This is a genomic window from Paracoccus thiocyanatus (assembly GCF_900156255.1).
GTDB lineage: Bacteria > Pseudomonadota > Alphaproteobacteria > Rhodobacterales > Rhodobacteraceae > Paracoccus > Paracoccus thiocyanatus.
On the sequence record NZ_FTMK01000011.1, the window covers coordinates 46,623 to 69,689 of the forward strand.

Consider the following 23,067-nt stretch of genomic DNA (forward strand, 5'->3'; position numbering starts at 1 on the left):
CCCAATACGCCGCCCGCCGGCGCCTTTTCGCCCAGGCATGGATTCGTGATCCACACCGCGTCGGCGCGCGGGCTATATCCTTGGCCAAGACCCAGCCGGAGCATGAGATGACATCCCCGTTGAAACTGACGACCGCCATTCTTGTCGCCCTGTTGGCCGCCGCGCCGGTCGCGGCGGATCCGGGGCACGGCCACGGCAAGGGCCGCCACGCCGAACGGCAGGACGCGCGCGGCCCCGCCCACCCGCACCGCGTCCAGGCGCGCCATGTCGCGGACTGCCCGCCTGGGCTTGCCCGCAAGACGCCGCGCTGCGTCCCGCCGGGCCAGGCGCGCAAGCATTACGGCAAGCGCGTCGGCGACACGCTGCGCATCGGGGATTACACCCGGATCCGCGACCTGGACCGCTATGATCTTAGGCCGCGCCAGGGCTGGAACTATTATCGGGACCAAGACCGCATCTATCGCGTGGACGGCACGAGCCGAAAGATCCTGGCCGTGCTGGACCTGATCGAGGCTTTCTCGCACTGAGCCTTGGGCGGATAGCCCGGCGGGCCGGCGCGCAAGGTCGGCAGATGGGGCTTGGAGCGGGAAGATGGTGCCGGTTGCAGGAATCGAACCCGCGACCTTCTGATTACAAATCAGCTGCTCTACCAGCTGAGCTAAACCGGCATCCCGGCATTTCCGATAGCGCCTGGCGGCCGCAGGCGCAAGGTCTAGCGCATCCAGCACAGCCAGCGGAAATCATGCGCCTCAAGCGCGACCGACAGCCGCCCGTCGCGCGGCGCGTCGGTGCCTTGGCCCAGCAGCGCCTGCGGGGCCTCATCCGTGCCCAGGCCGTTCAGCGGAACCTCGGCCCGCGCCGGCTTGCCCGACAGGTTGTGCAGGGCCAGGATGTCTTGTTCGGGCGTTCGCCAGCCCAGGGCCAGGACCGTATCCGGCCCGCATTCAAGGATATGGCAATCGCGCTGTCCGACCTGAAGATGCTGGTGGCGCAGCACCGTCAGCCGGCGCAGATGCTCCAGCAGGGAACCAGGCTTGCCGTCCTGCGCCGCGACATTGACCTGGGCCAGGCCAAAGGGGCCCTGGTCGATCATGGGCTGGACCAGCCGCGCCTTGGGGGCGGCGGAAAAGCCGCCATTGCGGCCCGCGGTCCATTGCATCGGCGCGCGCACCGAATTGCGGCCGTCGGCCCCCAGATCCTCGCCCATGCCGATCTCGTCGCCATAGCAGACGACCGGCGCGCCCGGCAGGGCGAAAAGCAGGCTGTAGGCCATCTTCAGCCGCGCCGCGCCGCCCAGCATCGGCGCCAGCCGCCGCCGGATCCCGCGGCCATAGATGCGCATCTTGTCCTGCGGGGCGAACAGGTCCAGCACCCGGTCCCTTTGCTGCTGGTCCAGCCGCTCCAGGTCCGCCTCGTCCAGGTTGCGCAGGAAATTGGCCCATTGGCCATTCTCGGGCGCCGGGGGCAGGCGCGACAGCGCCTCGCGGATCGGCAGGGCGCTTTCGGTGGCAAGCGCCAGCATCAGGTAATTGTTCAGGAAAAAGTTGAACATCATGTTCAACTGCTCGCCATCGAAAAAGCTGGCAAGCTTGCCCTCGTCCTCGTCCACCTCGCCCAGGACCATGGCGTCGGGCTTTTGGCGGGTGATATGGGCGTAAAGCTCTCGCAGGACCGTGTGCGCGGCATCGCCCTTTCCGGCCGGGTCCAGCGGATCCTCGACCAGATGCGAGGCGGCATCGACGCGAAAGCCGGCGATGCCGAAGCTTAGCCAGAAATTCGCCACCCGCTTCAATTCGTCCAGCACCCGCGGGTTGCGGTGGTTCAGCGTCGGCTGGAAATGGTAGAAGCGGTGATAGTAATAAGCCCGCGCGGTGTCGTCAAAGGTCCAGACGCTGTCCTCCTGTCCGGGGAACATCGTGCCCTGGCCGGGGGCGGGCTTGGGCGGCTGGTCGCTCCAGACGTAATAGTCGCGATAGGCCGAGTGGCTTCCCTGCCGCGCCGCCTGGAACCAGGGATGCCCCGACGAGGTGTGCTGCGCCACCAGGTCCAGCACCACCCGGATGCCCTGTTCGCCGGCGCGGTGGACGAATTCCTGGAACTCGGACAGCCGGCCGCATTTGGCGGCGACCCGATAATAATCGGTGATGTCATAGCCGTTGTCGCGGTCGGTCGAGGGGTAAAAGGGCAGCAGCCAGACGCAGTTGAACCCCAGGCTGGAAAGATAGGGCAGCTTGGCGCAAAGCCCGGCGAAATCGCCCACGCCATCCTTGTCGGAATCACAGAAGCGTTCCACGTCCACGCCATAGATGACGGCATGCTTCCACCATTGGTCCTGCACGATCTGCCTCGCTTGCCTGTCGCAACCGTCCGGGAACAAAGGAAAGCCCTGCGCGGTTCCTGACCCACAGCACAAGGAGACCGACATGCCTGCGATCGGAAAAAGGATCTGGGCCATTGCCGAAGGCTATATCCCCTCGGCCAGCCATGGTCCGGCGCCGGAATTGACCAGCCACGAGGCGGCCTGTCTGCTGAACTGCGCCGAGGCGCCGGCGCAGGTCGAACTGACGGTCTATTTCACCGACCGCGACCCGGCAGGCCCCTACCGCGTCGAGGTGCCCGCCCGCCGCACCCTGCATCTGCGCATGAACGATCTGGCCGACCCCGAGCCGATCCCGCGCGATACCCCCTATGCCTGCGTCATCCGCGCGGACCGGCCGATCGTGGTGCAGCACACCCGCCTTGACAGCCGGCAGGCCGAGAACGCGCTGATGACCACCATCGCCTATGCCGAGGGCTAGGCGGATGGCAGTCATCGGCTATCATGCCTCGCACGAGCAATTCGCCCCTTCGGAACTGCTGGAGCTGGTCGGACAGGCCGAAGCGGCGGGTTTCGCGGCAGCCATGTCCTCGGACCACCTGGCGCCCTGGGGCGAAAAGCAGGGGCAATCGGGCTTTGCCTGGTCCTGGCTTGGCGCGGCGATGCAGGCGACCCGCCTGCCCTTCGGCGTCGTCACCACGCCCATCGGGCTGCGCTATCATCCGCTGCTTGTCGCGCAAGCCGCCGCCACGCTGGCACAGATGTATCCCGGCCGGCTAGCCGTCATCCTGGGCAGCGGCGAGGCCCTGAACGAGCGCCCCTTTGGCGCCGGCTGGCCGGGAAAACAGGAACGCACGGCCCGGCTGGAGGAAGGGGTGGGCATCATCCAGGCGCTGCTGGACGGGCAGGAAGTCACGTCCAGCGGCTTTCACAAGCTTGAGGCGGCGCGGCTTTACAGCCTGCCCGACCAGGCGCCCGCGCTTTTCGCCGCCGCGCTGACGCCGGAAACCGCCCGTCGCGCCGGGGGCTGGGCTGCGGGGCTTGCCACGATCAACATGCCGCGCGACCGGCTGCGCGCCGTGATCGACGCCTTTCGCGACGCGGCCGGCGAGGCGCGGCCGGTGCATGTGCAGGTGCATCTGTCCTATGCCGCAAGCCAGGCCGAGGCCGAACACAACGCGGTGGAGCAATGGCGCACCAATGCGCTGCCCGGCTCGGTCGCGGCCGAGCTTTGCTCTCCGGCCATGTTCGACGCGGCGACCGGGCACATGGAGGTCAAGGACCTGGCCTCCAGCGTGCTGATTTCCTCTGATCCGTCCCGGCATGGCGAATGGCTGCACCAGATGGCGGCGCTGGGGGTAGAGCGGCTGCTGCTGCACAATGTCGGGCGCAATCAGCGCGCGTTCATCGACATCTTCGGCCGGCAGGTGCTGCCGCAATTGCAGTCCGATCCGGGACAGGCAGCGGCCCCGGCCTGATCCGCGGGGCGGACCCATCGGCCGCGGCGGGTTCCGGTCCGCGCCGGGCAGCCGGCCAACCCGTCACCCAGGCCGCCGGGACCGAGTGCAACGCGCCCCGCCGGTCACGCCCTCAGCCCGGCAAAGATCGCGGGGTCCAGATTGGCATGGGCAAAGGTCTCGCCTCGGGTCATGACGCTGACCGCATCATGGGAATGCAGCGATTCCTGGTGGCTGGCCACGACGCGGAAATCCCCGACCCGCGGTTCGCCCATCAATTCGGCGGCAAAGGCGCGGACCGCATCCTCGACGAAGATCGGATTGGCGGCGTTCAGCTCGGCAAAGGCCTGCTCGTCCTCGCGCTTGACCATGACCTGGGTTTCGGTGGCGACGGCGCGGCGGCACAGCGCCACCATATCCTCGAACCACAGCGTGTCGCCCTGCATCACCACCGAAAGCCGCGCCACCGAGCGTTGCGAATGCGGCGTCGCCAACTGGCCGCGCATCTGCCTGGCATGTTCGGCCAGTTCCAGCGAGCAGGGGCAGGTCGAGGAATAGACATAGTCGAAATGCATGATCCGCAGCCGCCGGCCCGCCTGTTCGGCCAGTTCCAGCGCGATATCGTAATATTGCCAGCCCGACAGGCCCGAGCGCAGCGATTCGACCCGCATCGGATAGCTGAGCCGCATCATGATGCGCGCATCGACGCTGCCCAGATCGGACTTGTAATCCTCCAGCGCCGCCTCCAGCACGCCCATCGAGAAACGCTTTTCGGCATGGGCATAAAAGGACCGCATGATGCGGCTCATGTTGATGCCCTTGCGATCGGCTTCCAGGCTGACCGTGCCGGTCACGCTGGTTTCCAGCGTGATCTCGCCGCCTTGCGGGGCCTGATAGCGGATCGGCAGGCGGAAGTTCGAGATGCCGACATGCTGGATCGGCGCCCGCGCCCCCACGATCAGGCTGGCCGGGCCGTTTTGCAGGTCCGGCAGGCTGGCCTTATAGGCATCGTCCACGCGGAAATCGGCCGGATATTCCCGGTTCAAGGCGGGACAGGCGCGCTCGGTGGCGATGGGGCTGGCCTCGGTCATTGTCGTCTCCCTGGCAGAACGGCCCTTATCTGGGAACTCGGGACCGAAAAAGAAAGGGGTGCCGGGCACTTCCGCCCGCGCGCCTAGCCCAGCGAGCGGCGGAAGTCGGCGATCAGGTCGCCCGCATCCTCCAGCCCGATCGACAGCCGCAACAGGCCGGAGGTGATGCCCAGCTTGGCGCGCACCTCTTCGGAAAGGCGCTGATGCGTGGTGGTCGCCGGGTGGGTGACGATGGATTTCGCATCGCCCAGGTTGTTCGATATCTGAAAGATGCGCATCCGGTTCATTGCCGCAAATGCCGCCTGCTTGGAGCCCAGGTCGACCGCGACCATGGTGCCGCCCCCGCCCATCTGCCGCTGCGCCAGGTCATGCTGCGGATGGTGGGGCAGGCCCGGATAGATCACGCGGACCAGCCCCGGCTGGCCGTGCAGCGCGGTGGCGACTTGCAGCGCGGCCTGGGCCTGGGCGCGGACCCGCAGTTCCATCGTCGCCAGCCCGTTCAGCATCATCCAGGCGTTGAAGGGGCTGATCGCGCCGCCGGTGTGTTTCAGATAGGGCTCGGCCTGCTGGCGCACAAAGGCGCGGCTGCCGCAGATCACCCCGCCCAGGCAGCGGCCCGATCCGTCGATATGCTTGGTTGCCGAATAGACCACCACATCGGCGCCCTGCTGGACCGCGCGGGAAAAGACCGGGGTGGCAAAGACATTGTCCACCACCACCAGCGCGCCCACGGCACGGGCCAGTTCGGCGACGCCGGCGATGTCCACCACTTCCAGCGCGGGGTTCGACACCGATTCGAAGAACACCGCGCGGGTATCGGGCCGGATCGCGGCGCGCCATTGGTCCAGATCGGTGCCGTCGACATAAGTGACCTCGACCCCGAAGCGGGCCAGCAGGTCCAGCACATAAAGGCACGATCCGAACAGCGCCCGCGACGACACGATATGATCGCCCGGCTTGGCAAAGCACATCAGCGCGCCATTGACCGCCGCCATGCCGCTGGCGGTGGCGAAAGCGTCCTCGGTCCCCTCCAGGTCGGCCATGCGATCCTCGAACATGCGCGAGGTGGGGTTGCCGTAGCGGGCATAGATGAATTCGTCCGGGCCGGCGTTCAGAAAGCGCGCTTCGGCCTGTTCGGCGCTGTCATAGGAAAAGCCCTGGGTCATGAACAGGGCCTCGGCCATCTCGCCATACTGGCTGCGGCGGATGCCGTGATGGACGGCGCGCGTGCGCGGATGCAGCGACGGGTTCAATTCCTGTGGCGTCGAGTCCTGCGACATGGGCTTGCTCCTGCTGGTCGAGGTTCCGGTTACTCCCCCAGGGCGCGCCATGCAAGCGAACCATACCAGCCGGGGCTATTGGCCGTCGCGCGGCTGGGCGTGCCGTTCGAACAGCCGGGCATTGGCGACAAAGAACACCACCATGATCGCCGGCAGGCCAAAGGTCTTGAAATTGACCCAGACGGTTTCCGACATCAGCCGCCAGACCGCCTCGTTGGCGGCCGCAAGGCCCAGGAACAACAGCGCCATGCGCAGGGTCAGGATCCGCCAGCCCTGGGCGTTCATCGGCAGCGCCTCGGCCATCACCAGTTCCAGCCAGTTGCGACGCAGCGCCAGGCTGACCCCCAGAAGCGCCGAAAAGATCAGGTAGATGATCGTCGGCTTCATCTTGAAGAATCTGGGGTCGTTCAGCCAGATGGACAGCCCGCCGAACACCACGACCAGCACCAGCGTGGCGATCTGCATCGGCGAAAGCCGGCCGGTCAGGCGCCACAGGGCCAGGGTGCTGAGCGCCAGCACCGGCACGAAGGCCAGCGTCGCCAGGATGAAGCCGGAATAGTCGCGGCCGCCCAGGCTGACCACCTGGTCGCGATAGCGCATGAAGACCAGGAAGAACAGGATCAGCGGCCCCAATTCCAGCCCGGACTTGAGCCAGGGATTGATCTTGCGCGGTTCGGTCAAGGCGGGGCTCCTGTCTGCGGCGGTATTTGCGGGCGGTATCTGCGGGGCTGCCGGCGTTTTGCCCCGGCTGGCGCGGCGGCGCAAGCGCCGGGTTCAGTCCAGCCGGACCGCCGCCAGGATCGGGCCGCTGGCCGAGCGCGGGTCGCCCCGGCCCAGTTCTTGCGCCAGGATGGCATGGCGGGTATCGCCGGGAAAGGCGGCGCTGTCCTGGCCGTCCTGGCGGACGGTCATGCGCAGGGGCGTGCGCCCGTCCCATTCGGCGATACGCTCGGCCGCCAGCACGACATTGCGGTATTCCATGGCGATGCCGCGATTCTCGCCCGCCTTGATCGCCACCCGGCGCTGCGGCGCATAGCGCACCAGCAGGATCGCCACCCGGTCGGCGATGGCGCCGCGCGGCGTCAGCTCGATGCGGTAGCCCTCTTTGGTCTGGCTGGACGAGACCATGACCATGGCCGGCCGCGCCATCTGGGTCTGCAACAACCCCATCAGTTCGGCCGGGCGCAGGGCGATCAGCGTATCGGTGCCGCCGACGACGATCTGCGGCGTATAGATGGCCCGTTCGCCGGCCTCGCGGGCATAGGCCTGTTGCCGGCGGGTGAATTCGGGCCGGGCAAACCCATCGGCCCAGCCCAGGTAATCCCAGTAATCGACATGCCAGGACAGCGCCAACACGTCCTTGCGATCCGCCAGGTCGGCCAGCATCTCGTCGGCCGGCGGGCAGGAAGAACAGCCCTGCGAGGTGAAAAGCTCGACCACCACCGGCGGATGGCCGACCGGCCCGATCATCCGGGCGCGCGGCTGCGCCTCGGCAAAGGAAACCGACGGGGCGGCGGGCACGCCGCCGTCCAGGGCGGACGGCATGCTTTCGACCGCAAAGCCGGGCGCGCCCTCGGGCGCCTCGATCAGCCCGATGACGCCGTCATCCTCGACCTCGAACGCGTCGGGCTGGAATATCGGCGCCTCCTCGGCCGCGACCGCGTCGGGAACAAAGCCGGGCGCCGCGGCAGCCGGGGCGGCTGGGGCCGGAACCTGTGCGGCGGGCGATCCGGCGGCAGCCGGGCCTGCGTCCTGCGCCAGGGCCGGCGCGGCAAATCCGCCCAGACAGGTCCACAGCGCAACGGTCATCGCCCGCAGGACCATCGCCTTTGCCCCCGGCCCCCGCTTGGTCCTATTGTCGCGCCTTGTCGCCATCTCGTCCGTTTTCCCGGCCTTTCTGATCCGCCTCAGCTAAACCGGCCGGCACGCGAACGACAAATCAACGCTTTGTTAGCGCCCCGTGCCCGGCATGTGAACCCACGGCCCAGACGGCCTTCTTGCAACCGCAGCAAAAGTTTGGCATACAATGGCATACAAATCCTGCCCAGTTCCCCTTGAACCCCATCCCGAAAAGGGGCAAATGGCAGGCAGCACCGCCATTCAGCCACCTTTTTCAAGGATAGGGAGCCGAGCCCATGCCCATCGAAACCGGAACCGATACCGCCAAGACGCGCCGCCAGCTTCAGGTGGGCGCTCGCAGCTATGCCTATTACTCGATAGACGCAGCCACCCAGGCGGGCCTGGGCGATTTCTCGAAACTTCCCGCCGCGCTGAAAGTGGTGCTGGAAAACCTGCTGCGCTTCGAGGATGGCGGGCGCACGGTCAGCGTGGACGACATCAAGGCCTTTGCCGAATGGGCGCAAAAGGGCGGCCAGAACCCGCGCGAGATCGCCTATCGCCCGGCCCGTGTGCTGATGCAGGACTTTACCGGCGTCCCGGCGGTGGTGGACCTGGCGGCGATGCGCGACGGCATCAAGGCGCTTGGCGGCGATGCGCAAAAGATCAACCCGCTGAACCCGGTGGACCTGGTCATCGACCACTCGGTGATGATCGACGATTTCGGCAATCCCCGCGCCTTCCAGCGCAACGTCGATCTGGAATATGAACGCAACCTGGAACGCTATACCTTCCTGAAATGGGGCCAAAAGGCGTTCAACAACTTCCGCGTGGTGCCGCCCGGCACCGGCATCTGCCACCAGGTGAACCTGGAATACCTGGCCCAGACCGTCTGGACCGATACCGACCAGGCCGGCCAGACCGTCGCCTATCCCGACACGCTGGTCGGCACCGACAGCCACACCACCATGGTCAACGGCCTGGCCGTGCTGGGCTGGGGCGTCGGCGGGATCGAGGCCGAGGCGGCGATGCTGGGCCAGCCCATCTCGATGCTGATCCCCGAGGTCGTGGGCTTCAAGCTGACCGGCAAGATGATGGAAGGCACGACCGCCACCGACCTGGTGCTGAAGGTCGTCCAGATGCTGCGCAAGAAGGGCGTCGTCGGCAAATTCGTGGAATTCTACGGCGAGGGGCTTGACCACCTGCCGCTGGCCGACCGCGCCACCATCGCCAACATGGCCCCCGAATACGGCGCGACCTGCGGCTTCTTCCCCATCGACGCCGAGACGCTGCGCTACCTGCGCAATACCGGCCGCGACGAGGACCGCATCGCCCTGGTCGAGGCTTACGCCAAGGAAAACGGCTTCTGGCGCGGCTCGGATTACCAGCCGATCTATACCGACACGCTGCACCTGGACATGAACGACATCGTCCCGGCGATCTCGGGGCCCAAGCGCCCGCAGGACTATACGCCGCTGAACCTGTCCGCCCGCGCCTTCTACAAGACCGTGGCCGAATATCGCGGCGTGGACATGTCGGTCGCCGCCGAGGAAATGATCGAGGAAGGCGGGGGCGTTGTCGCCGCCTCGGGCACGGATGTGCGCAAGACCGCCCCGGTCGAGGGCAAGGATTACACGATCCGCGACGGTTCGGTGGTGATCGCGGCGATCACCTCCTGCACCAACACCTCGAACCCCTATGTGATGATCGGGGCCGGGCTGGTGGCGCGCAAGGCGCGCGCGCTTGGCCTGACCCGCAAGCCCTGGGTCAAGACCTCGCTGGCCCCCGGCTCGCAAGTGGTGGGCGAATACCTGGAGGCCGCCGGGCTGCAAGAGGACCTGGACGCCATCGGCTTCAACCTGGTCGGCTATGGCTGCACCACCTGCATCGGCAACTCGGGACCGCTGGGCGATGCGGCGATCTCCAAGGCGATCCATGACAACGACCTGGTCGCCACCGCCGTGCTGTCGGGCAACCGCAACTTCGAGGGCCGCATTTCGCCCGACGTGCGCGCGAACTACCTGGCCTCGCCGCCGCTGGTCGTGGCCTATGCCCTCGCCGGCGACGTGAACATCAACCTGACCAAGGATCCCCTCGGCCAGACCCCCGAAGGCAAGGACGTCTATTTGAAGGACATCTGGCCCAGCTCGCAGGAGGTCGCGGAACTGGTCGAGGCCACGGTGACGCGCGAGGCGTTCCAGACGAAATATGCCGACGTGTTCAAGGGCGACGAACGCTGGCAGGCGGTCGAAATCACCGACAGCGAGACCTATGACTGGCCGCCCAGCTCGACCTATATCCAGAACCCGCCCTATTTCCGCGGCATGTCCAAGGAGCCGGGCCAGATCAGCGACATCCAGGGCGCCCGCATCCTGGCGATCCTGGGCGACATGATCACCACCGACCACATCTCGCCCGCCGGTTCGTTCAAGCCGACCACCCCGGCCGGCCAATACCTGACCGAGCGCCAGGTCGCGCCCAAGGACTTCAACAGCTACGGCTCGCGCCGCGGCAACCACGAAGTGATGATGCGCGGCACCTTCGCCAATATCCGCATCCGCAACGAGATGCTGGAGGGCGTCGAAGGCGGCTATACGCTGGGCCCGGACGGGCAGCAGACCTCGATCTTCGACGCCTCGATGGAATACCAGGCGCAGGGCACGCCGCTGGTCATCTTCGGCGGCGTGGAATACGGCGCCGGCTCGTCGCGCGACTGGGCGGCCAAGGGCACCAACCTCTTGGGCGTCAAGGCGGTCATCGCCGAAAGCTTCGAGCGCATCCACCGCTCGAACCTGGTTGGCATGGGCGTCATCCCCTTCGAGTTCACCGGCGGCGAGACCCGCAAGTCGCTGAACCTGAAAGGGGACGAGGTGATCTCGATCGACGGGCTGGCGGGCGCGTTCAAGCCGCTGTCACTGGTCCCCTGCACCATCCGCTATGCCGATGGCAGCGAAAAGGTGATCCAGCTCAGGGCCCGCGTCGATACCGAGGTCGAGATCGAATACCTGGAAAATGGCGGCGTGCTGCATTACGTGCTGCGCAACCTGGCAAAAGCCTGAGCCAGGGCCATCGGGCAGGAATGACCGGCCGTCCCTTCGGGGGCGGCCTTTGCTTTTGCGCCGCCGTCCCAGGCGTATTTGAAGAACGAAGAAGGCCGGGGCCAGCCGGATCGGCCGGCGGAGTATTTGGGAAACGGTGAAACGCAGCGCCGTTCACAATCGGGCAAGCGCAGAGCGAGCGGCTTGCAGGGCGACGAGGCATTCTGGCAAATCGGCACGCAGGGCAGATATGGGGCAGGCGATGCGCGGGCTGGTGGTGGCTTTGATCGGGACGATGGGATTTTCGCTGCCCGTGGCGGCGCAGGAGAAGCCGGCCAGGGACGAGCGGCTCTGGACCTGCGAGACCTCGATCGCCGGTGAGAAGACCGAGATCAACTATGTCCGCGACGACGCGTTTCGCGCGAATGTCGGTCGGCTGGAGAAGAACTTCTCCGGCTGGGGGCGGATCTCCTGCCCCGGCTACGTCACCCTGCGCGAGATCCTGCGGCGCAACCAGATGGCGGATGACGGCAGCTATTGCCTGCTTTGGGACAAGCAGCACGACACCTATGTCGGCGCGCAGAAAGGGCCGCGCAAAGGCAATGCGCTATGCCGCAAGACCTTTTGCGAACGGGTGAACACGGCGCGGCAGGCGACCTTCCGCAATGCCAATGCGCTGGCGCTGGCCGGCTACGACACGGTGACGCAGCGGCCCGGCGCCACGATCCTGGCCGCGACCTCGGGGCAGATGGTCGGCACGCTCGAGACGGCGGGGGCGGCGGCCATGGGCATGGCAGCCTCGCCGGTGGCGGTGGGTTCGCTGGTGATCGGCTCGGCCGCCGTGGGCGGAAGCCTATGGTATTGCGCCGAGGAATAGGCCCGCCGCTTCGGGGCGCGGCACCCGCCTTCACCGTTTTCCAAATACTCCGCCGGCCGATCCGGCAGGCGCCGGCCGTCTTCGTTCCGCAAACACCCCCGCAACGATGCCACAAAAGCAAAGGCCGCCCCCAAAGGGACGGCCCATAATTCCTGTCGATCGCGAAGGATCAGTTCTTGGCGTAGAATTCGACGACCAGGTTCGGCTCCATCTGCACGGCATAGGGCACGTCGCCCAGGGCCGGGGTGCGCACGAAGCTTGCGGTCATCTTGTTGTGGTCCACTTCCAGATAGTCCGGCACGTCGCGTTCGGCCAGGCCCACCGCTTCCAGCACGATGGCCAGTTGGCGCGACCGTTCGCGGATCGAGACCACGTCGCCCTCTTTCACGCGATAGGAGGCGATGTTGACGCGCTTGCCGTTCACCTCGACATGGCCGTGGTTCACGAACTGGCGGGCGGCAAAGATGGTCGGCACGAACTTGGCGCGATAGACCACCGCGTCCAGGCGGCGTTCCAGAAGGCCGATCAGGTTCTCGCTGGTGTCGCCGCGGACGCGCTCGGCCTCGGCATAGATGCGGCGGAACTGCTTTTCGGTCAGGTCGCCGTAATAGCCCTTGAGCTTCTGCTTGGCGCGCAGCTGGGTGCCATAGTCGGACAGCTTGCCCTTGCGGCGCTGGCCGTGCTGGCCGGGGCCGTATTCGCGGCGGTTGAGCGGCGACTTGGCGCGGCCCCAGATATTTTCGCCCATGCGGCGGTCGATCTTGTACTTGGCAGCGGTGCGTTTGGTCATCGCTGATCTCCTTCTTTAAATCATATTCTCGAAGGGCGTTGTCCTTTGGCATATTGCCCGACAGGATTCCCCTTGCGGGGTCCACCAACACCAATGAAGCGGCGCTTATAGCCGGCCGGATGGCGGAGTCAAGCACCCCCTGCCCCTGGCCGCCCCTTGAGCAAGGGCCGACTTCCCCCTACATCTGGATCAGCAAGCAAGGAAGACGCGATGTTCTCGATCCCCGGCAAATCCCCCGTCTCCATCACCCCGGCGGCCGAGCGCCAGATCGCCCGGCTGATGGCGCAGAAATCCGCGGGCGGGCTGCGCATCGGCCTGAAGAAGGGCGGCTGCGCCGGCATGGAATACACCATGGAACTGGCCGAGGCCGCCGCCCCCGGCGACGAGGTGATCGAACAAGGCCAGGCACGGGTGCTGATCGCCCCCACCGCGCAGATGTTCCTGTTCGGGACCGAGATCGACTATGAATCCGGCCTGCTGGAATCCGGCTTCAAGTTCCGCAACCCCAATGTCACCGACAGTTGCGGCTGCGGCGAATCGATCAGCTTCGCCCCGTTCGAGGGGACGGCGGCAAAACCCTGATGCCTTTCGTCGCAAGTTAGCGCCCACATCGGCACTGCCGGCTTGATCGCGCGAAGCCCTCGGCCTACTCCGTTGACGGGACACGACAAGGGAGAGAAGGCATGGCCCCGCGCAAACTCGCTGCCGGCAATTGGAAGATGAACGGAACCCTGGCCGCGCTGGCCGAGATCGACCGGCTGCTGGCCGACCATCCGCAACCCGGCTGCGATGTGCTGCTATGCCCGCCTGCGACGCTGGTCCATGCCGCGGCGGCGCGCGCCGGCCATATCGCCATCGGCGGGCAGGATTGCCACGCGCAAGCCTCGGGCGCCCATACCGGCGACATCGCTGCGGCGCAGCTTGTGGACGCGGGCGCCAGCCATGTCATCATCGGCCATTCCGAGCGCCGCAGCGACCATGGCGAAACCGACATCCAGATCGCCGCCAAGGCCGTGGCCGCGCATCAGGCCGGCCTGGTCGCGGTGATCTGCGTCGGCGAGACCGAGGCGCAGCGCGACGCCGGCCAGACGCTGGACGTGATCTCGGCCCAGCTTGCCGGCTCGATGCCCGAGGGCGCCACTGCCGCGAACACCGTGATCGCTTATGAGCCGGTCTGGGCCATCGGCACCGGCCGCACCCCCACCAGCGACCAGATCGCCGAGGTCCATGCCCTGATGCGCCAGCGCCTGTCCGACCGCTTCGCCGACGGGGGGGACGTGGCGCTGCTTTATGGCGGCTCGGTCAAGCCCGGCAACGCCGCCGAGATCTTTGCCATCCCGCATGTCAACGGCGCGCTGGTGGGCGGGGCCAGTCTCAAGGCGCAGGATTTCGGCCCGATCATCGCCGCGCTTTCCGCAGCGTAATAAAGGGGAAAAGAACGCCATTCCGCCCCGCCCGGCGGTTTTGGAATGGCGTTTCCCCTTTGCCGGGCCGCAGCCCTTGCCAAGCCCGGCCCTGCGGGCATAGGTCTCGGCCGGTATTCGGGACGGGACGATGACAGAGCAGGCAATCTCTTTCCAGGGCGTGACGCGCCGCTATCCGCAAAAGGGTGGCGGCGACGTCGTGGCGCTGCACGAGATCCGGCTGGACGTGCCGCAGGGCGCGATCACCGGCATCATCGGCCGGTCCGGCGCGGGAAAATCCACGCTCTTGCGCATGGTGAACGGGTTGGAGCGGCCCAGTTCCGGCAAGGTGATGGTGAACGGGCGCGACGTGGGCGCCGCCTCGGATGCCAGCCTGCGCCGCATCCGGCGCGAAGTCGGCATGATCTTCCAGCATTTCAACCTGCTGGCCAGCCGCACCGTGGCCGAAAACATCGCCCTGCCGCTGGAGATCGCCGGCGAGGACCGCGCCCGGATCGGTCCCCGCGTGGTGGAACTGGTCGAGCGCGTCGGCCTGACCGCGCAGGCCGGCCGCTATCCGGCCGAACTGTCGGGCGGCCAGAAACAGCGCGTCGGCATCGCCCGCGCCCTGGCGACCGGCCCGCGCGTGCTGTTGTCGGACGAGGCGACATCGGCGCTGGACCCGGACACGACGCGGCAGGTGCTGGCGCTTTTGCAGGACATCAACCGCGACCTGGGGCTGACCATCCTGCTGATCACCCATGAAATGGCGGTGGTGCGCGACATCTGCTCGCATGTGGCGGTGATCGAGGCCGGCCGCATCGTCGAGGCAGGGGAAACCTATGCCGTCTTCTCGAAACCGGCCCATCCGACCACGCGGTCCTTCCTGACCGGCGTGACCGGTGTCGCGGTGCCGCAATTCATCGCCGACCGGATGCGGGATGCGCCGCAAGATTCCCAGGCGCAGGCGGTGGTGCAGGTCACCTTTGTCGGCAGCCATGCCACCGACCCGATGCTGGCGCGGCTGACCGCCGAACGCCGCGTCACCGTCAACATCCTGGCCGGCGCCATCGAGGAAATCGGGGACAAGCCCTTTGGCAGCCTGATCGTCGCCCTGCCCGCGGCGCGGCTGGATGAATCGCGCCGCTTCCTGCAAGAACACGGGCTTCTGACCGAGGTGCTTGGCCATGTCGGCTAACCTGATCCCCGTCCTGTGGCAGGCGACGCTGCAAACGCTTTACATGGTCGCCCTGTCCACCCTGCTCGGCACGTTGATCGGCGGGCCGCTGGGCGTGTTCCTGGCCACATCGCGCCGGGGCGAGCTGCTGTCGGCGCCCTGGCTGAACAGCGTCCTGGGGCTTATCGTGAACGCCGCGCGCTCGACCCCCTTCATCATCCTGGTGGTCGCGATCATTCCCTTTACCCGGCTGATCGCCGGCACCTCGATCGGCACCACCGCCGCCATCGTGCCGCTGACCATCGCGGCCGCCCCCTTTATCGCCCGCCTGATCGAAACCGCCATCCGCGAGGTCGATGCCGGCCTGATCGAGGCCGCCCGCGCCATGGGCGCGACACCCATGCAGATCGTGCGCAAGGTGCTGATCCCCGAGGCGATGCCCGGCATCATCCTGGGCCTGACGCTGGCCGTGGTCAGCCTGATCGGCTATTCCGCCATGGTCGGCGCGGTCGGCGGCGAGGGCCTGGGCGATCTGGGCATCCGCTACGGCTACCAGCGCTTCATGCCCGAGGTGATGCTGGCCGTGGTGGTGATCCTGATCGTGCTGGTGCAACTGGTGCAATCGGCCGGCGAATGGATCGCCTCGCGCTTCGACAAACGTGCGCCCCGCAACCGGGGCCGATAACAGAAAGGATCTGACCCATGCGCAAATTCAGCCTTACGCTTGCCTCGGCGCTCGCCTTGACCGCAGGCATCGCCGCGGCCCAGGACATCAAGGTCGGCGTCTCGCCGGGCGAACATGGCGAGATCATGGAAAAGGTCGCCGAGGTCGCCAAGGACAGGGGCCTGACCATCGACATCGTCGAATTCACCGATTACGTGGTGCCGAACCAGGCCCTGGCCGATGGCGATCTGCAAGCCAACAGCTTCCAGCACCAGCCCTATCTGGACAACCAGATCAAGGATCGCGGCTTTGACCTGGTGGCCATCGCCCGGACCATCACCACGCCAATGGGGGTCTATTCGGACAAGCTGAAATCGCTTGATGACCTGCCCGAAGGCGCCAAGGTCGCGATCCCGAACGACCCGACCAATGGCGGCCGCGCGCTGTTGCTGTTGCAGGACAAGGGCGCGATCACCCTGGCCGCGGAAACCGGCCTTACCCCCTCGCCGCTGGATGTGACCGGGAATCCGAAGAACCTGAAGTTCCTGGAACTCGACGCCGCGCAATTGCCGCGCGCGCTTGCCGATGCCGACATCGCCATCATCAACACCAACTATGCGCTGGATGCCGGGCTGAACCCGAACCAGGACGCCATCGCCATGGAAAAGCCCGACAGCCCCTATGCCAATATCATCGTGGTGCGCCAGGGCGACAAGGACGCGCCTTGGGCCAAGGAACTGGTCGAGGCCTATCACGACCCGGCGGTCAAGCAGTTCATCGAGGAAAAATACCAGGGCGCCGTCATCCCGGCCTGGTGATCTTCTTCGTTGTTCAAATACCCGTCTGAACGCTTTCCGGGTCCCGTCACGGGGCCTGGAAGCAGCGCGTCCTGCGGGTGACGGGCTGCCTGGTCCACCTTCGGGCGGCGCTTAGGCCGGGGCTGAAAGAACCGCGCCCGGATTCATGATCCCCAGCGGGTCCAGCGTGCCCTTGATCGCCCGCATGGCCGCCAGCCGCGCCGGATCGCCCCAGCGTTCCAGATCGCCCACCTTCAGCCGCCCGACCCCGTGTTCGGCCGAAAAAGAGCCGCCGCGCGCGATCACCATGCTATGCACCCGGTCCGATAGCGCCTTGCGCCGCAGGTCATAATCCGCGCGGCTGCGGCCCGGCGCGGGGAACAGGTTGTAATGCAGGTTGCCGTCGCCCAGATGGCCAAAGCAGTTGATCCGCAGCCCCTCGCCCGCAAGCTGCTTGTCGGCGTCGCGGATGAAACCGGCGATTTCCGACAGCGGCAGGCTGATGTCATGGCTGGCGATGGCGCCGATGCGGCGGTTCGCCTCGGGGATATGTTCGCGCAACTGCCAGAAGCTTGCCGCCTGCGCGCCCGATTGCGCGATCAGCCCATCGGTGACCAGGCCACGCTCCATCGCGTCCACCAGCAGCCCCTCCAGCGCCGCCTCGGGGGGCAGCCCCTCGGGCAGGCCGACCTCGACCAGCACCGACCATTCGGCGCCGGGCAAGGGCTGGCGGATCTCGGGCAGCACCTCGGCCAGGAAGGCCAGACCCTGCCCGCCGATCAACTCGAAGGCGGTGACGCAGCCGGCCATGCGCCCCTCGGCCAGCGACAGAAGCGTCAGCGCTGCATCGGGGCCGGGCACCTGCAACAGGGCGGTGCCGATATTCGGCGGCGGCACCACCAGCTTCAGGCTGGCGGCGGTGATGATGCCCAGGCTGCCCTCGGCCCCGATCAGCAGGTCGCGGATGTCGTAGCCGGTATTGTCCTTGCGCAGCCGTTTCAGGTCGTGGACGACCGACCCGTCCGGCAGCACCGCCTCGATCCCCAGGCAAAGCGCCCGCGCCGTGCCATAGCGCAGCGCGGTCACGCCGCCGGCATTGGTCGCAAGGCAGCCGCCGATGGCCGCGGTGCCTTGGCTCGCCAGCGACAGCGGGAACAGCCGGCCGGCGGTTTGGGCCGCGTCGCGCGCGGCTTGCAGGGTCATGCCGGCCTCGGCCACCAACACGTTTTCTTCGGGAAAGACCGCCCGCAGCGCCGTCATCCGTTCCAGCGACAGGATCAGCGGCGCCGGGCCTTCGGGCATCACCTGGCCCGCGACCAGCCCGGTGCCGCCGCCGCGCGGGACGATCCCCACCCGCGCCGCGGCACAGGCGCGGACCACGGCGGCGACCTCATCGGTGCTGCGCGGCGCGGCGACCAGCCCGGCCCGGCCCAGGTAGCGGCCGCGCGGTTCCTCCAGATAGGCGGGCGTCACGTCGCGCAGCACGCCCTGGGGCAGGCGCGCGGCCAGGGCGTCGTCGGCCGCATTCAGCATCAGCGCACCTCGGTCTTGCCGCGCCGGTCGTGGCGCAGGTTGGAATAAAGCACGTGATTGCGCCAGCGCCCGTTGATTTGCAGATAGCTTTGCGCCACGCCTTCGTATTTGAAGCCGGAACGCTCAAGCACCCCGCGCGAAGGGGTGTTTTCCGGCAGGCAGGCGGCCTCGATCCGGCTCAGCTCCATCTCGGTAAAGGCGTGCTGGACCACGGCGCCGATCGCTTCGCGCATATAGCCCTGGCGGGCAAAGGGCTGGCCGATCCAATAGCCGATGGTGGCGGATTGCGCCGGGCCGCGGCGGATGGTGTCCAGCGTGATCGCCCCCAGAAGCGCGCCGTCGCGCCGGACCAGGAACAACGGCAGCGCGCTGCCGTTGCGGCTGGCGCGCTGCGCCCAATAGACCCGGTTCGTGAAGCTGCGCTTGGTCAGGTGATCGGGCGCCCAGACCGGCTCCCACGGGGTCAGAAAGGCGCGGCTTTCCACCCGCAGCGCCGTCCAGGCGACGAAATCCGCATGCACGGGCAGGCGCAGCACCATCCGCTCGGTTTCCAGACGCGGCGGACGGCGGCGCAAGAACATCAGGCGGCAAGCCTTTCGGCCAGCACCTCGCGCGAGGGCGCGCCCTGGACCGGCCCGTAAAGCGCCAGCGCCGGGCGGGCATGGGCGATCAGATGCTCGGCATGGGCGCGGATGTCGGCCACGCTGACCGCGTCGATCCGCGCCGCCACCTCGGCCGGGTCGGGCACCCGGCCCCAGATCGCCAGCGACCGCGCCATGCGCTCGGCCTGGCCGGTCGGGCTTTCCAGCCCCATCAGCAGCCCGGCTTTCAGTTGCGCGCGGGCACGGGCCACTTCCGCCTCGGTCATGTCCTCGGCCGAGCGTTTCAGTTCGTCCACGGTCAGCGTGGCCAGGTCGGCCACCTGCTCGCCCGACGTGCCGGCATAGATCGTCACCATCCCGGTATCGTCGTGGAACCCGGACTGCGCGAAGATGGAATAGCACAGGCCCTTTTCCTCGCGCAGCTTCTGGAACAGCCGCGAGGACATGCCGCCCCCCAGGGCCGAGGTCCAGATCTGCGCGGCATAGAAATCCGGCGCCTGATAGCCCGGCCCTTCGAAGGCCAAGGCGAAATGCGCCTGCTCCAGCGCCTTGACGCGCCGTGCCTCGGCGCCCTGCCAGCGGGCGGGTTCGCGGCGTGTCAGCTTGCGCGCGGCAAGATGGCCGAAAATCGCCTCGACCTGGCGCAGGATGCGGTCGTGATCCACCGCACCGGCGGCGGCGATGATCATGCGCTCGGGGCCGTAATGTTCCCCGATGAAGCCCGACAGGTCGGCGCGATCAAAGCTGCTGACGCGTTCGGCCGGGCCCAGGATGGTGCGGCCCATGGGCTGGTCGGGATAGGCAGCCTCTTGCAGCCAGTCGAAGATCACGTCGTCGGGTGTGTCCAGCGCCTGGCCGATCTCTTGCAGGATCACGCCGCGCTCGACCTCGATCTCGCGCTGCTCGAAGACCGGGTTCATGACGATGTCCGCGATCACGTCCAGCGCCAGTTCCACATCCCCCGCCAGCACCCGCGCGTAATAAGAGGTCACGTCGCGCGAGGTATAGGCGTTGATATAGCCGCCGACATTCTCGATCGACTCGACGATCTCCAGCGCACTGCGCCGGGCCGTGCCCTTGAAGGCCATGTGTTCCAGGAAATGGGCGATGCCGTTCTGTTCGGCGCGCTCGTCGCGGCAGCCGGCATTGACCCAGATGCCGATGGCGGCGGAATGCAGGCCGGGCATGTCGCGGCTGACGACGCGCAGCCCGTTCCCCAGGGTGCTGATGCGGATCTGGCTCACACGGTTCTCCGTTCAAGGATCAGCGATTTAATGGCATCGGCGTCGTTTTCAATGCGGGTGATGCGTTCTTCGCGCTCGAAAAGGTCCGCCATATGCGGCGGCAGGGCCGGGCGGATGCCGATCGCGGCTTCGACCGCGTCGGGGAATTTCGCCGGATGCGCGGTGGACAGGCTGATCATCGGCACGCCGGGGCGCAGATGTTCGCGCGCCACCTTGACCGCGACGGCGGTGTGCGGGCAGATCACCTCGCCGGTCTCGGCGCGGATGGTGGCGATCATCGCCATCGTCTCCTCTTCCGAGGCGCGGCCCGAGACATAGGTTTCGCGCAGGGCCTGCAACGCACCCTGGCTGATGGCGAAACCGCCGGATTGCAATTCCTCCATCAGTCGCGACACGGCCTTGCCGTCCTGGCCATAGGCCAGCCACAGCGCGCGTTCGAAATTCGAACTGACCTGGATGTCCATCGACGGGCTGATCGAGGGGCGGGCGGTGCCGACCCGGTATTCGCCGCCGCTGAGCGCCCGGTGCAGGATGTCGTTCTGGTTGGTGGCGACGACCAGCTTGCCGATGGGCAGGCCCATGGTCCTGGCGATCGAGCCGGCGAAAACGTCGCCGAAATTGCCGGTCGGCACGGTGAAGTCGACCTCGCGATGCGGCGCCCCAAGGCTGACCGCGGCGCTGAAGTAATAGACGATCTGCGCCAGCACCCGCGCCCAGTTGATCGAGTTGACGCCGGCAAGCCCGACCGCGTCGCGGAAATCGTGGTCGTTGAACAGGTCCTTCAGCCGCGCCTGGCAATCGTCGAAAGTGCCGTCCACCGCCAGCGCATGCACATTGGCGTCGGCCGGCGTGGACATCTGCCGGCGCTGCACCTCGCTGACGCGGCCATGCGGATACATGATGAACACATCGACATTGGACAGGCCCTTGAACGCCTCGATGGCGGCCGAGCCGGTGTCGCCCGAGGTCGCGCCCAGGATCGTCACCCGCTGCCCCGAACGGGCCAGCGCAAGCTGGAACAGCTGGCCGATCAGCTGCATGGCGAAATCCTTGAAGGCCAGGGTCGGCCCGTGGAACAGTTCCAGCAGGTGGTGGCCGGGGGCAAGCTGGACCAGGGGCGCGCGGGCGACATGGTCGAAGCCGGCATAGGCCCGCGCCACCGCCTCGCGCAGTTCGGTATCGCTGAAACTGTCGCCGACAAAGGGACGGACGACGCGGCGCGCGACCTCTTCATAGGGCAGGCCCTCGAAGCGGGCGATCTCATCGGCCGAGAACATCGGCATCGCCTCGGGCAGGTAAAGCCCGCCATCCCGCGCCAGCCCGGTCATCATCGCCTGTTCGAAGTCCAGGGCCGGAGCCCGACCCCGAGTCGAAACGTAACGCATCGCGTTCCCCCTAGAATTTCCGCTGCCTGATACGCCAGATCAGCGCCACTGTCATCCCTGCCCAAACCGCAGCGATCAGGAACCATTGCACGGCATAGCTGAGGTGGTTGTTCGGGATGCCCTCGACCGCGACGGGGATCGGCTGCACGCCTTGCGTGTCGCCGCGCAGCTCGGCCGCGACGACCAGGACCGGCTCGGTCCCCAGTTGCGCCGCCATGGCCGGCACGTCGCGGGCGAACCAGACATTCTCGGCCAGGTTGGGCGCGGGGGTGGCGCTGCCCTTTTCGTCGGGCCAATGCAGGTTGCCTGCGACCTCAAGCCGCACGGGCGGGCGCGGGTCGTGCTTGTGGTCCTGATCGACGAAACCCCGGTCCAGCATGATCCGGCGCCCGTCATCGGTGACGAAGGCCGAGATCACCTGATAGCCGCCGCCGGCATCGCGCATGCCCGACAGCATGTTGATTTCCTGGCCCGTGGTCTGCCCGGAAACCAGCACCGGCAGATATTTCATCGAAGGATCCACCGCCTGGGGCAAGGGCACCGGCCGGGCCTCGATCCTTTGCTGGATCTGGGCGATCAGCCCCTCTTTCCAGTCCAGCCGCTTGAGCTGCCACAAGCCCAGCGAGATCAGGATCGCCGAGCCGAGCACCCCGATAAGCAGCGGGAACAGGTATCGGCGCATGCGGGTCTCCAAAGCAAACGGCGCGGGAGCCGCTGTCCCGCGCCGTGTTCATGTCAGCCGCGTTCAGCGGCCCCAGACATAGATCACGACAAACAGGAACAGCCAGACCACATCGACGAAGTGCCAATACCAGGCGGCGGCTTCAAAGCCGACATGCTGTTGCTGGGTCATCTGGCCGCGCAGCATGCGCACCAGGCAGACGAACAGGAAGATGGTGCCGATGATCACGTGAAAGCCGTGAAAGCCGGTGGCCATGAAGAAGGTGCCGGCATAGACCGTATCGGCCATGCCAAAGGCGGCGTGGCTGTATTCATAGGCTTGCAGCCCGGTGAAGCAGACCCCCAGGATCACCGCGACGATCAGCCCGTTGATGGTGGTGCGCCGGTCGCCTTCGTGGACAAAGGCATGGTGCGCCCAGGTGACGGCGACGCCCGACAAAAGCAGGATCAGCGTATTGATCAGCGGCAGGTGCCAGGGGTCGAAGGTCACGATGCCCTCGGGCGGCCAGACGCCGTCGCGGATCGGGCTTTCCGGTCCCATCGGATACAGCGCGTTCTTGATGAAGGCCCAGAACCAGGCGACGAAGAACATCACCTCGGAGATGATGAACAGGATGAAGCCGTATTGCAGGCCGATGCGGACCACCGGCGTATGCTCGCCCGATTCGCCTTCGCGCACGACATCGGCCCACCAGCCGAACATGGTGTAGAAAACGCCAGCCAGACCGATCAGGAACAGCCAGGGCCCTTCGACCGGAAGGCCGAAAACGGTGATCCCCTTCATCCAGGCGACGGCGCCGCTCAGCATCACGAAGGCGCAGACAGCGCCAAAAAGCGGCCAGATCGACGGCGGCAGGATCTGATAGTCGTGGTTCTTTACATGGGCCATGGCTGC

Annotated in this window: 22 protein-coding genes and 1 tRNA gene; 10 read left to right on the forward strand and 13 right to left on the reverse strand. The window is 66.9% G+C overall.

Annotated features, from left to right (window positions below; all coding sequences use genetic code 11):
• Window positions 1-107: 107 nt before the first annotated feature.
• Window positions 108-527 carry a hypothetical protein gene (locus F3H32_RS09860; protein WP_149765705.1) on the forward strand — a complete coding sequence of 140 codons (420 nt, stop codon included), beginning with the start codon at window positions 108-110 and terminating at the stop codon, window positions 525-527.
• A gap of 65 nt (window positions 528-592) precedes the next feature.
• On the opposite strand, the gene F3H32_RS09865 is transcribed toward F3H32_RS09860, so the two are convergent.
• Window positions 593-668, reverse strand: a tRNA-Thr gene (locus tag F3H32_RS09865).
• 44 nt (window positions 669-712) lie between these two features.
• The gene (locus F3H32_RS09870) at window positions 713-2,338 is read right to left on the reverse strand and encodes an alpha-amylase family protein (RefSeq protein WP_149765706.1); all 1,626 of its coding nucleotides are present in this window, start codon (window positions 2,336-2,338) and stop codon (window positions 713-715) included.
• Between the two features lie 85 nt (window positions 2,339-2,423).
• Here F3H32_RS09870 and F3H32_RS09875 point away from each other — a divergent pair, with 85 nt between their 5' ends.
• Window positions 2,424-2,798, forward strand: a complete 375-nt coding sequence (locus F3H32_RS09875) for a sensory rhodopsin transducer (protein WP_149765707.1) — start codon at window positions 2,424-2,426, stop codon at window positions 2,796-2,798.
• Window positions 2,799-2,802: 4 nt separating this feature from the next.
• The gene (locus F3H32_RS09880; RefSeq protein WP_149765708.1) at window positions 2,803-3,795 is read left to right on the forward strand and encodes a TIGR03885 family FMN-dependent LLM class oxidoreductase; all 993 of its coding nucleotides are present in this window, start codon (window positions 2,803-2,805) and stop codon (window positions 3,793-3,795) included.
• Between the two features lie 104 nt (window positions 3,796-3,899).
• Here F3H32_RS09880 and folE2 read toward each other — a convergent pair whose 3' ends face one another.
• The 4 genes from folE2 to F3H32_RS09900 form a co-directional block, all read right to left on the reverse strand.
• Window positions 3,900-4,865: a GTP cyclohydrolase FolE2 gene (gene folE2, locus F3H32_RS09885; RefSeq protein WP_149765709.1), complete on the reverse strand. Its 966-nt coding sequence runs from the start codon at window positions 4,863-4,865 to the stop codon at window positions 3,900-3,902.
• An 83-nt stretch (window positions 4,866-4,948) separates the two neighbouring features.
• A complete protein-coding gene (gene metZ, locus F3H32_RS09890; RefSeq protein WP_149765710.1) occupies window positions 4,949-6,145 on the reverse strand; it encodes an O-succinylhomoserine sulfhydrylase in 1,197 nt (398 codons plus the stop codon).
• Between the two features lie 75 nt (window positions 6,146-6,220).
• Window positions 6,221-6,826 carry an inner membrane-spanning protein YciB gene (locus F3H32_RS09895; RefSeq protein ID WP_149765711.1) on the reverse strand — a complete coding sequence of 202 codons (606 nt, stop codon included), beginning with the start codon at window positions 6,824-6,826 and terminating at the stop codon, window positions 6,221-6,223.
• A 93-nt stretch (window positions 6,827-6,919) separates the two neighbouring features.
• Complete coding sequence (locus F3H32_RS09900) at window positions 6,920-7,969, reverse strand: DUF1223 domain-containing protein (RefSeq protein WP_223191403.1); 1,050 nt, start codon at window positions 7,967-7,969, stop codon at window positions 6,920-6,922.
• Between the two features lie 311 nt (window positions 7,970-8,280).
• On the opposite strand from F3H32_RS09900, the gene acnA reads away from it, so the two are divergent.
• Both acnA and F3H32_RS09910 read left to right on the forward strand, forming a co-directional pair.
• Window positions 8,281-11,040: an aconitate hydratase AcnA gene (acnA, locus tag F3H32_RS09905; protein ID WP_149765713.1), complete on the forward strand. Its 2,760-nt coding sequence runs from the start codon at window positions 8,281-8,283 to the stop codon at window positions 11,038-11,040.
• A 241-nt stretch (window positions 11,041-11,281) separates the two neighbouring features.
• Complete coding sequence (locus F3H32_RS09910; RefSeq protein WP_149765714.1) at window positions 11,282-11,896, forward strand: hypothetical protein; 615 nt, start codon at window positions 11,282-11,284, stop codon at window positions 11,894-11,896.
• Between the two features lie 169 nt (window positions 11,897-12,065).
• On the opposite strand, the gene rpsD is transcribed toward F3H32_RS09910, so the two are convergent.
• Window positions 12,066-12,686, reverse strand: a complete 621-nt coding sequence (rpsD, locus tag F3H32_RS09915; RefSeq protein ID WP_115754848.1) for a 30S ribosomal protein S4 — start codon at window positions 12,684-12,686, stop codon at window positions 12,066-12,068.
• Between the two features lie 210 nt (window positions 12,687-12,896).
• Here rpsD and F3H32_RS09920 point away from each other — a divergent pair, with 210 nt between their 5' ends.
• From F3H32_RS09920 to F3H32_RS09940, 5 genes are all read left to right on the forward strand, one after another.
• Window positions 12,897-13,268 (forward strand): HesB/IscA family protein, encoded by a 372-nt coding sequence (locus tag F3H32_RS09920; protein WP_115754849.1) that lies wholly within the window; start codon window positions 12,897-12,899, stop codon window positions 13,266-13,268.
• Window positions 13,269-13,369: 101 nt separating this feature from the next.
• Window positions 13,370-14,110, forward strand: a complete 741-nt coding sequence (tpiA, locus tag F3H32_RS09925; protein ID WP_149765715.1) for a triose-phosphate isomerase — start codon at window positions 13,370-13,372, stop codon at window positions 14,108-14,110.
• A 130-nt stretch (window positions 14,111-14,240) separates the two neighbouring features.
• The gene (locus F3H32_RS09930) at window positions 14,241-15,287 is read left to right on the forward strand and encodes a methionine ABC transporter ATP-binding protein (RefSeq protein ID WP_149765716.1); all 1,047 of its coding nucleotides are present in this window, start codon (window positions 14,241-14,243) and stop codon (window positions 15,285-15,287) included.
• Window positions 15,277-15,951 carry a methionine ABC transporter permease gene (locus F3H32_RS09935; protein WP_149765717.1) on the forward strand — a complete coding sequence of 225 codons (675 nt, stop codon included), beginning with the start codon at window positions 15,277-15,279 and terminating at the stop codon, window positions 15,949-15,951. Before F3H32_RS09930 ends, F3H32_RS09935 begins: the two co-directional genes overlap by 11 nt.
• A gap of 17 nt (window positions 15,952-15,968) precedes the next feature.
• Window positions 15,969-16,748: a MetQ/NlpA family ABC transporter substrate-binding protein gene (locus F3H32_RS09940; protein ID WP_149765718.1), complete on the forward strand. Its 780-nt coding sequence runs from the start codon at window positions 15,969-15,971 to the stop codon at window positions 16,746-16,748.
• Window positions 16,749-16,859: 111 nt separating this feature from the next.
• On the opposite strand, the gene F3H32_RS09945 is transcribed toward F3H32_RS09940, so the two are convergent.
• From F3H32_RS09945 to F3H32_RS09970, 6 genes are all read right to left on the reverse strand, one after another.
• Window positions 16,860-18,260 (reverse strand): FAD-binding oxidoreductase, encoded by a 1,401-nt coding sequence (locus tag F3H32_RS09945; RefSeq protein WP_149765719.1) that lies wholly within the window; start codon window positions 18,258-18,260, stop codon window positions 16,860-16,862.
• Complete coding sequence (locus F3H32_RS09950; RefSeq protein WP_149765720.1) at window positions 18,260-18,841, reverse strand: GNAT family N-acetyltransferase; 582 nt, start codon at window positions 18,839-18,841, stop codon at window positions 18,260-18,262. The genes F3H32_RS09945 and F3H32_RS09950 overlap by 1 nt, the downstream gene beginning before the upstream one ends.
• Window positions 18,841-20,106, reverse strand: a complete 1,266-nt coding sequence (locus F3H32_RS09955; RefSeq protein WP_149765721.1) for a M16 family metallopeptidase — start codon at window positions 20,104-20,106, stop codon at window positions 18,841-18,843. Before F3H32_RS09955 ends, F3H32_RS09950 begins: the two co-directional genes overlap by 1 nt.
• Window positions 20,103-21,491: a threonine synthase gene (thrC, locus tag F3H32_RS09960; RefSeq protein WP_149765722.1), complete on the reverse strand. Its 1,389-nt coding sequence runs from the start codon at window positions 21,489-21,491 to the stop codon at window positions 20,103-20,105. Before thrC ends, F3H32_RS09955 begins: the two co-directional genes overlap by 4 nt.
• A 10-nt stretch (window positions 21,492-21,501) precedes the next feature.
• Window positions 21,502-22,173 carry an SURF1 family protein gene (locus F3H32_RS09965; RefSeq protein ID WP_149765723.1) on the reverse strand — a complete coding sequence of 224 codons (672 nt, stop codon included), beginning with the start codon at window positions 22,171-22,173 and terminating at the stop codon, window positions 21,502-21,504.
• A 63-nt stretch (window positions 22,174-22,236) separates the two neighbouring features.
• Complete coding sequence (locus F3H32_RS09970; RefSeq protein WP_115754859.1) at window positions 22,237-23,061, reverse strand: cytochrome c oxidase subunit 3; 825 nt, start codon at window positions 23,059-23,061, stop codon at window positions 22,237-22,239.
• Window positions 23,062-23,067: the final 6 nt, after the last annotated feature.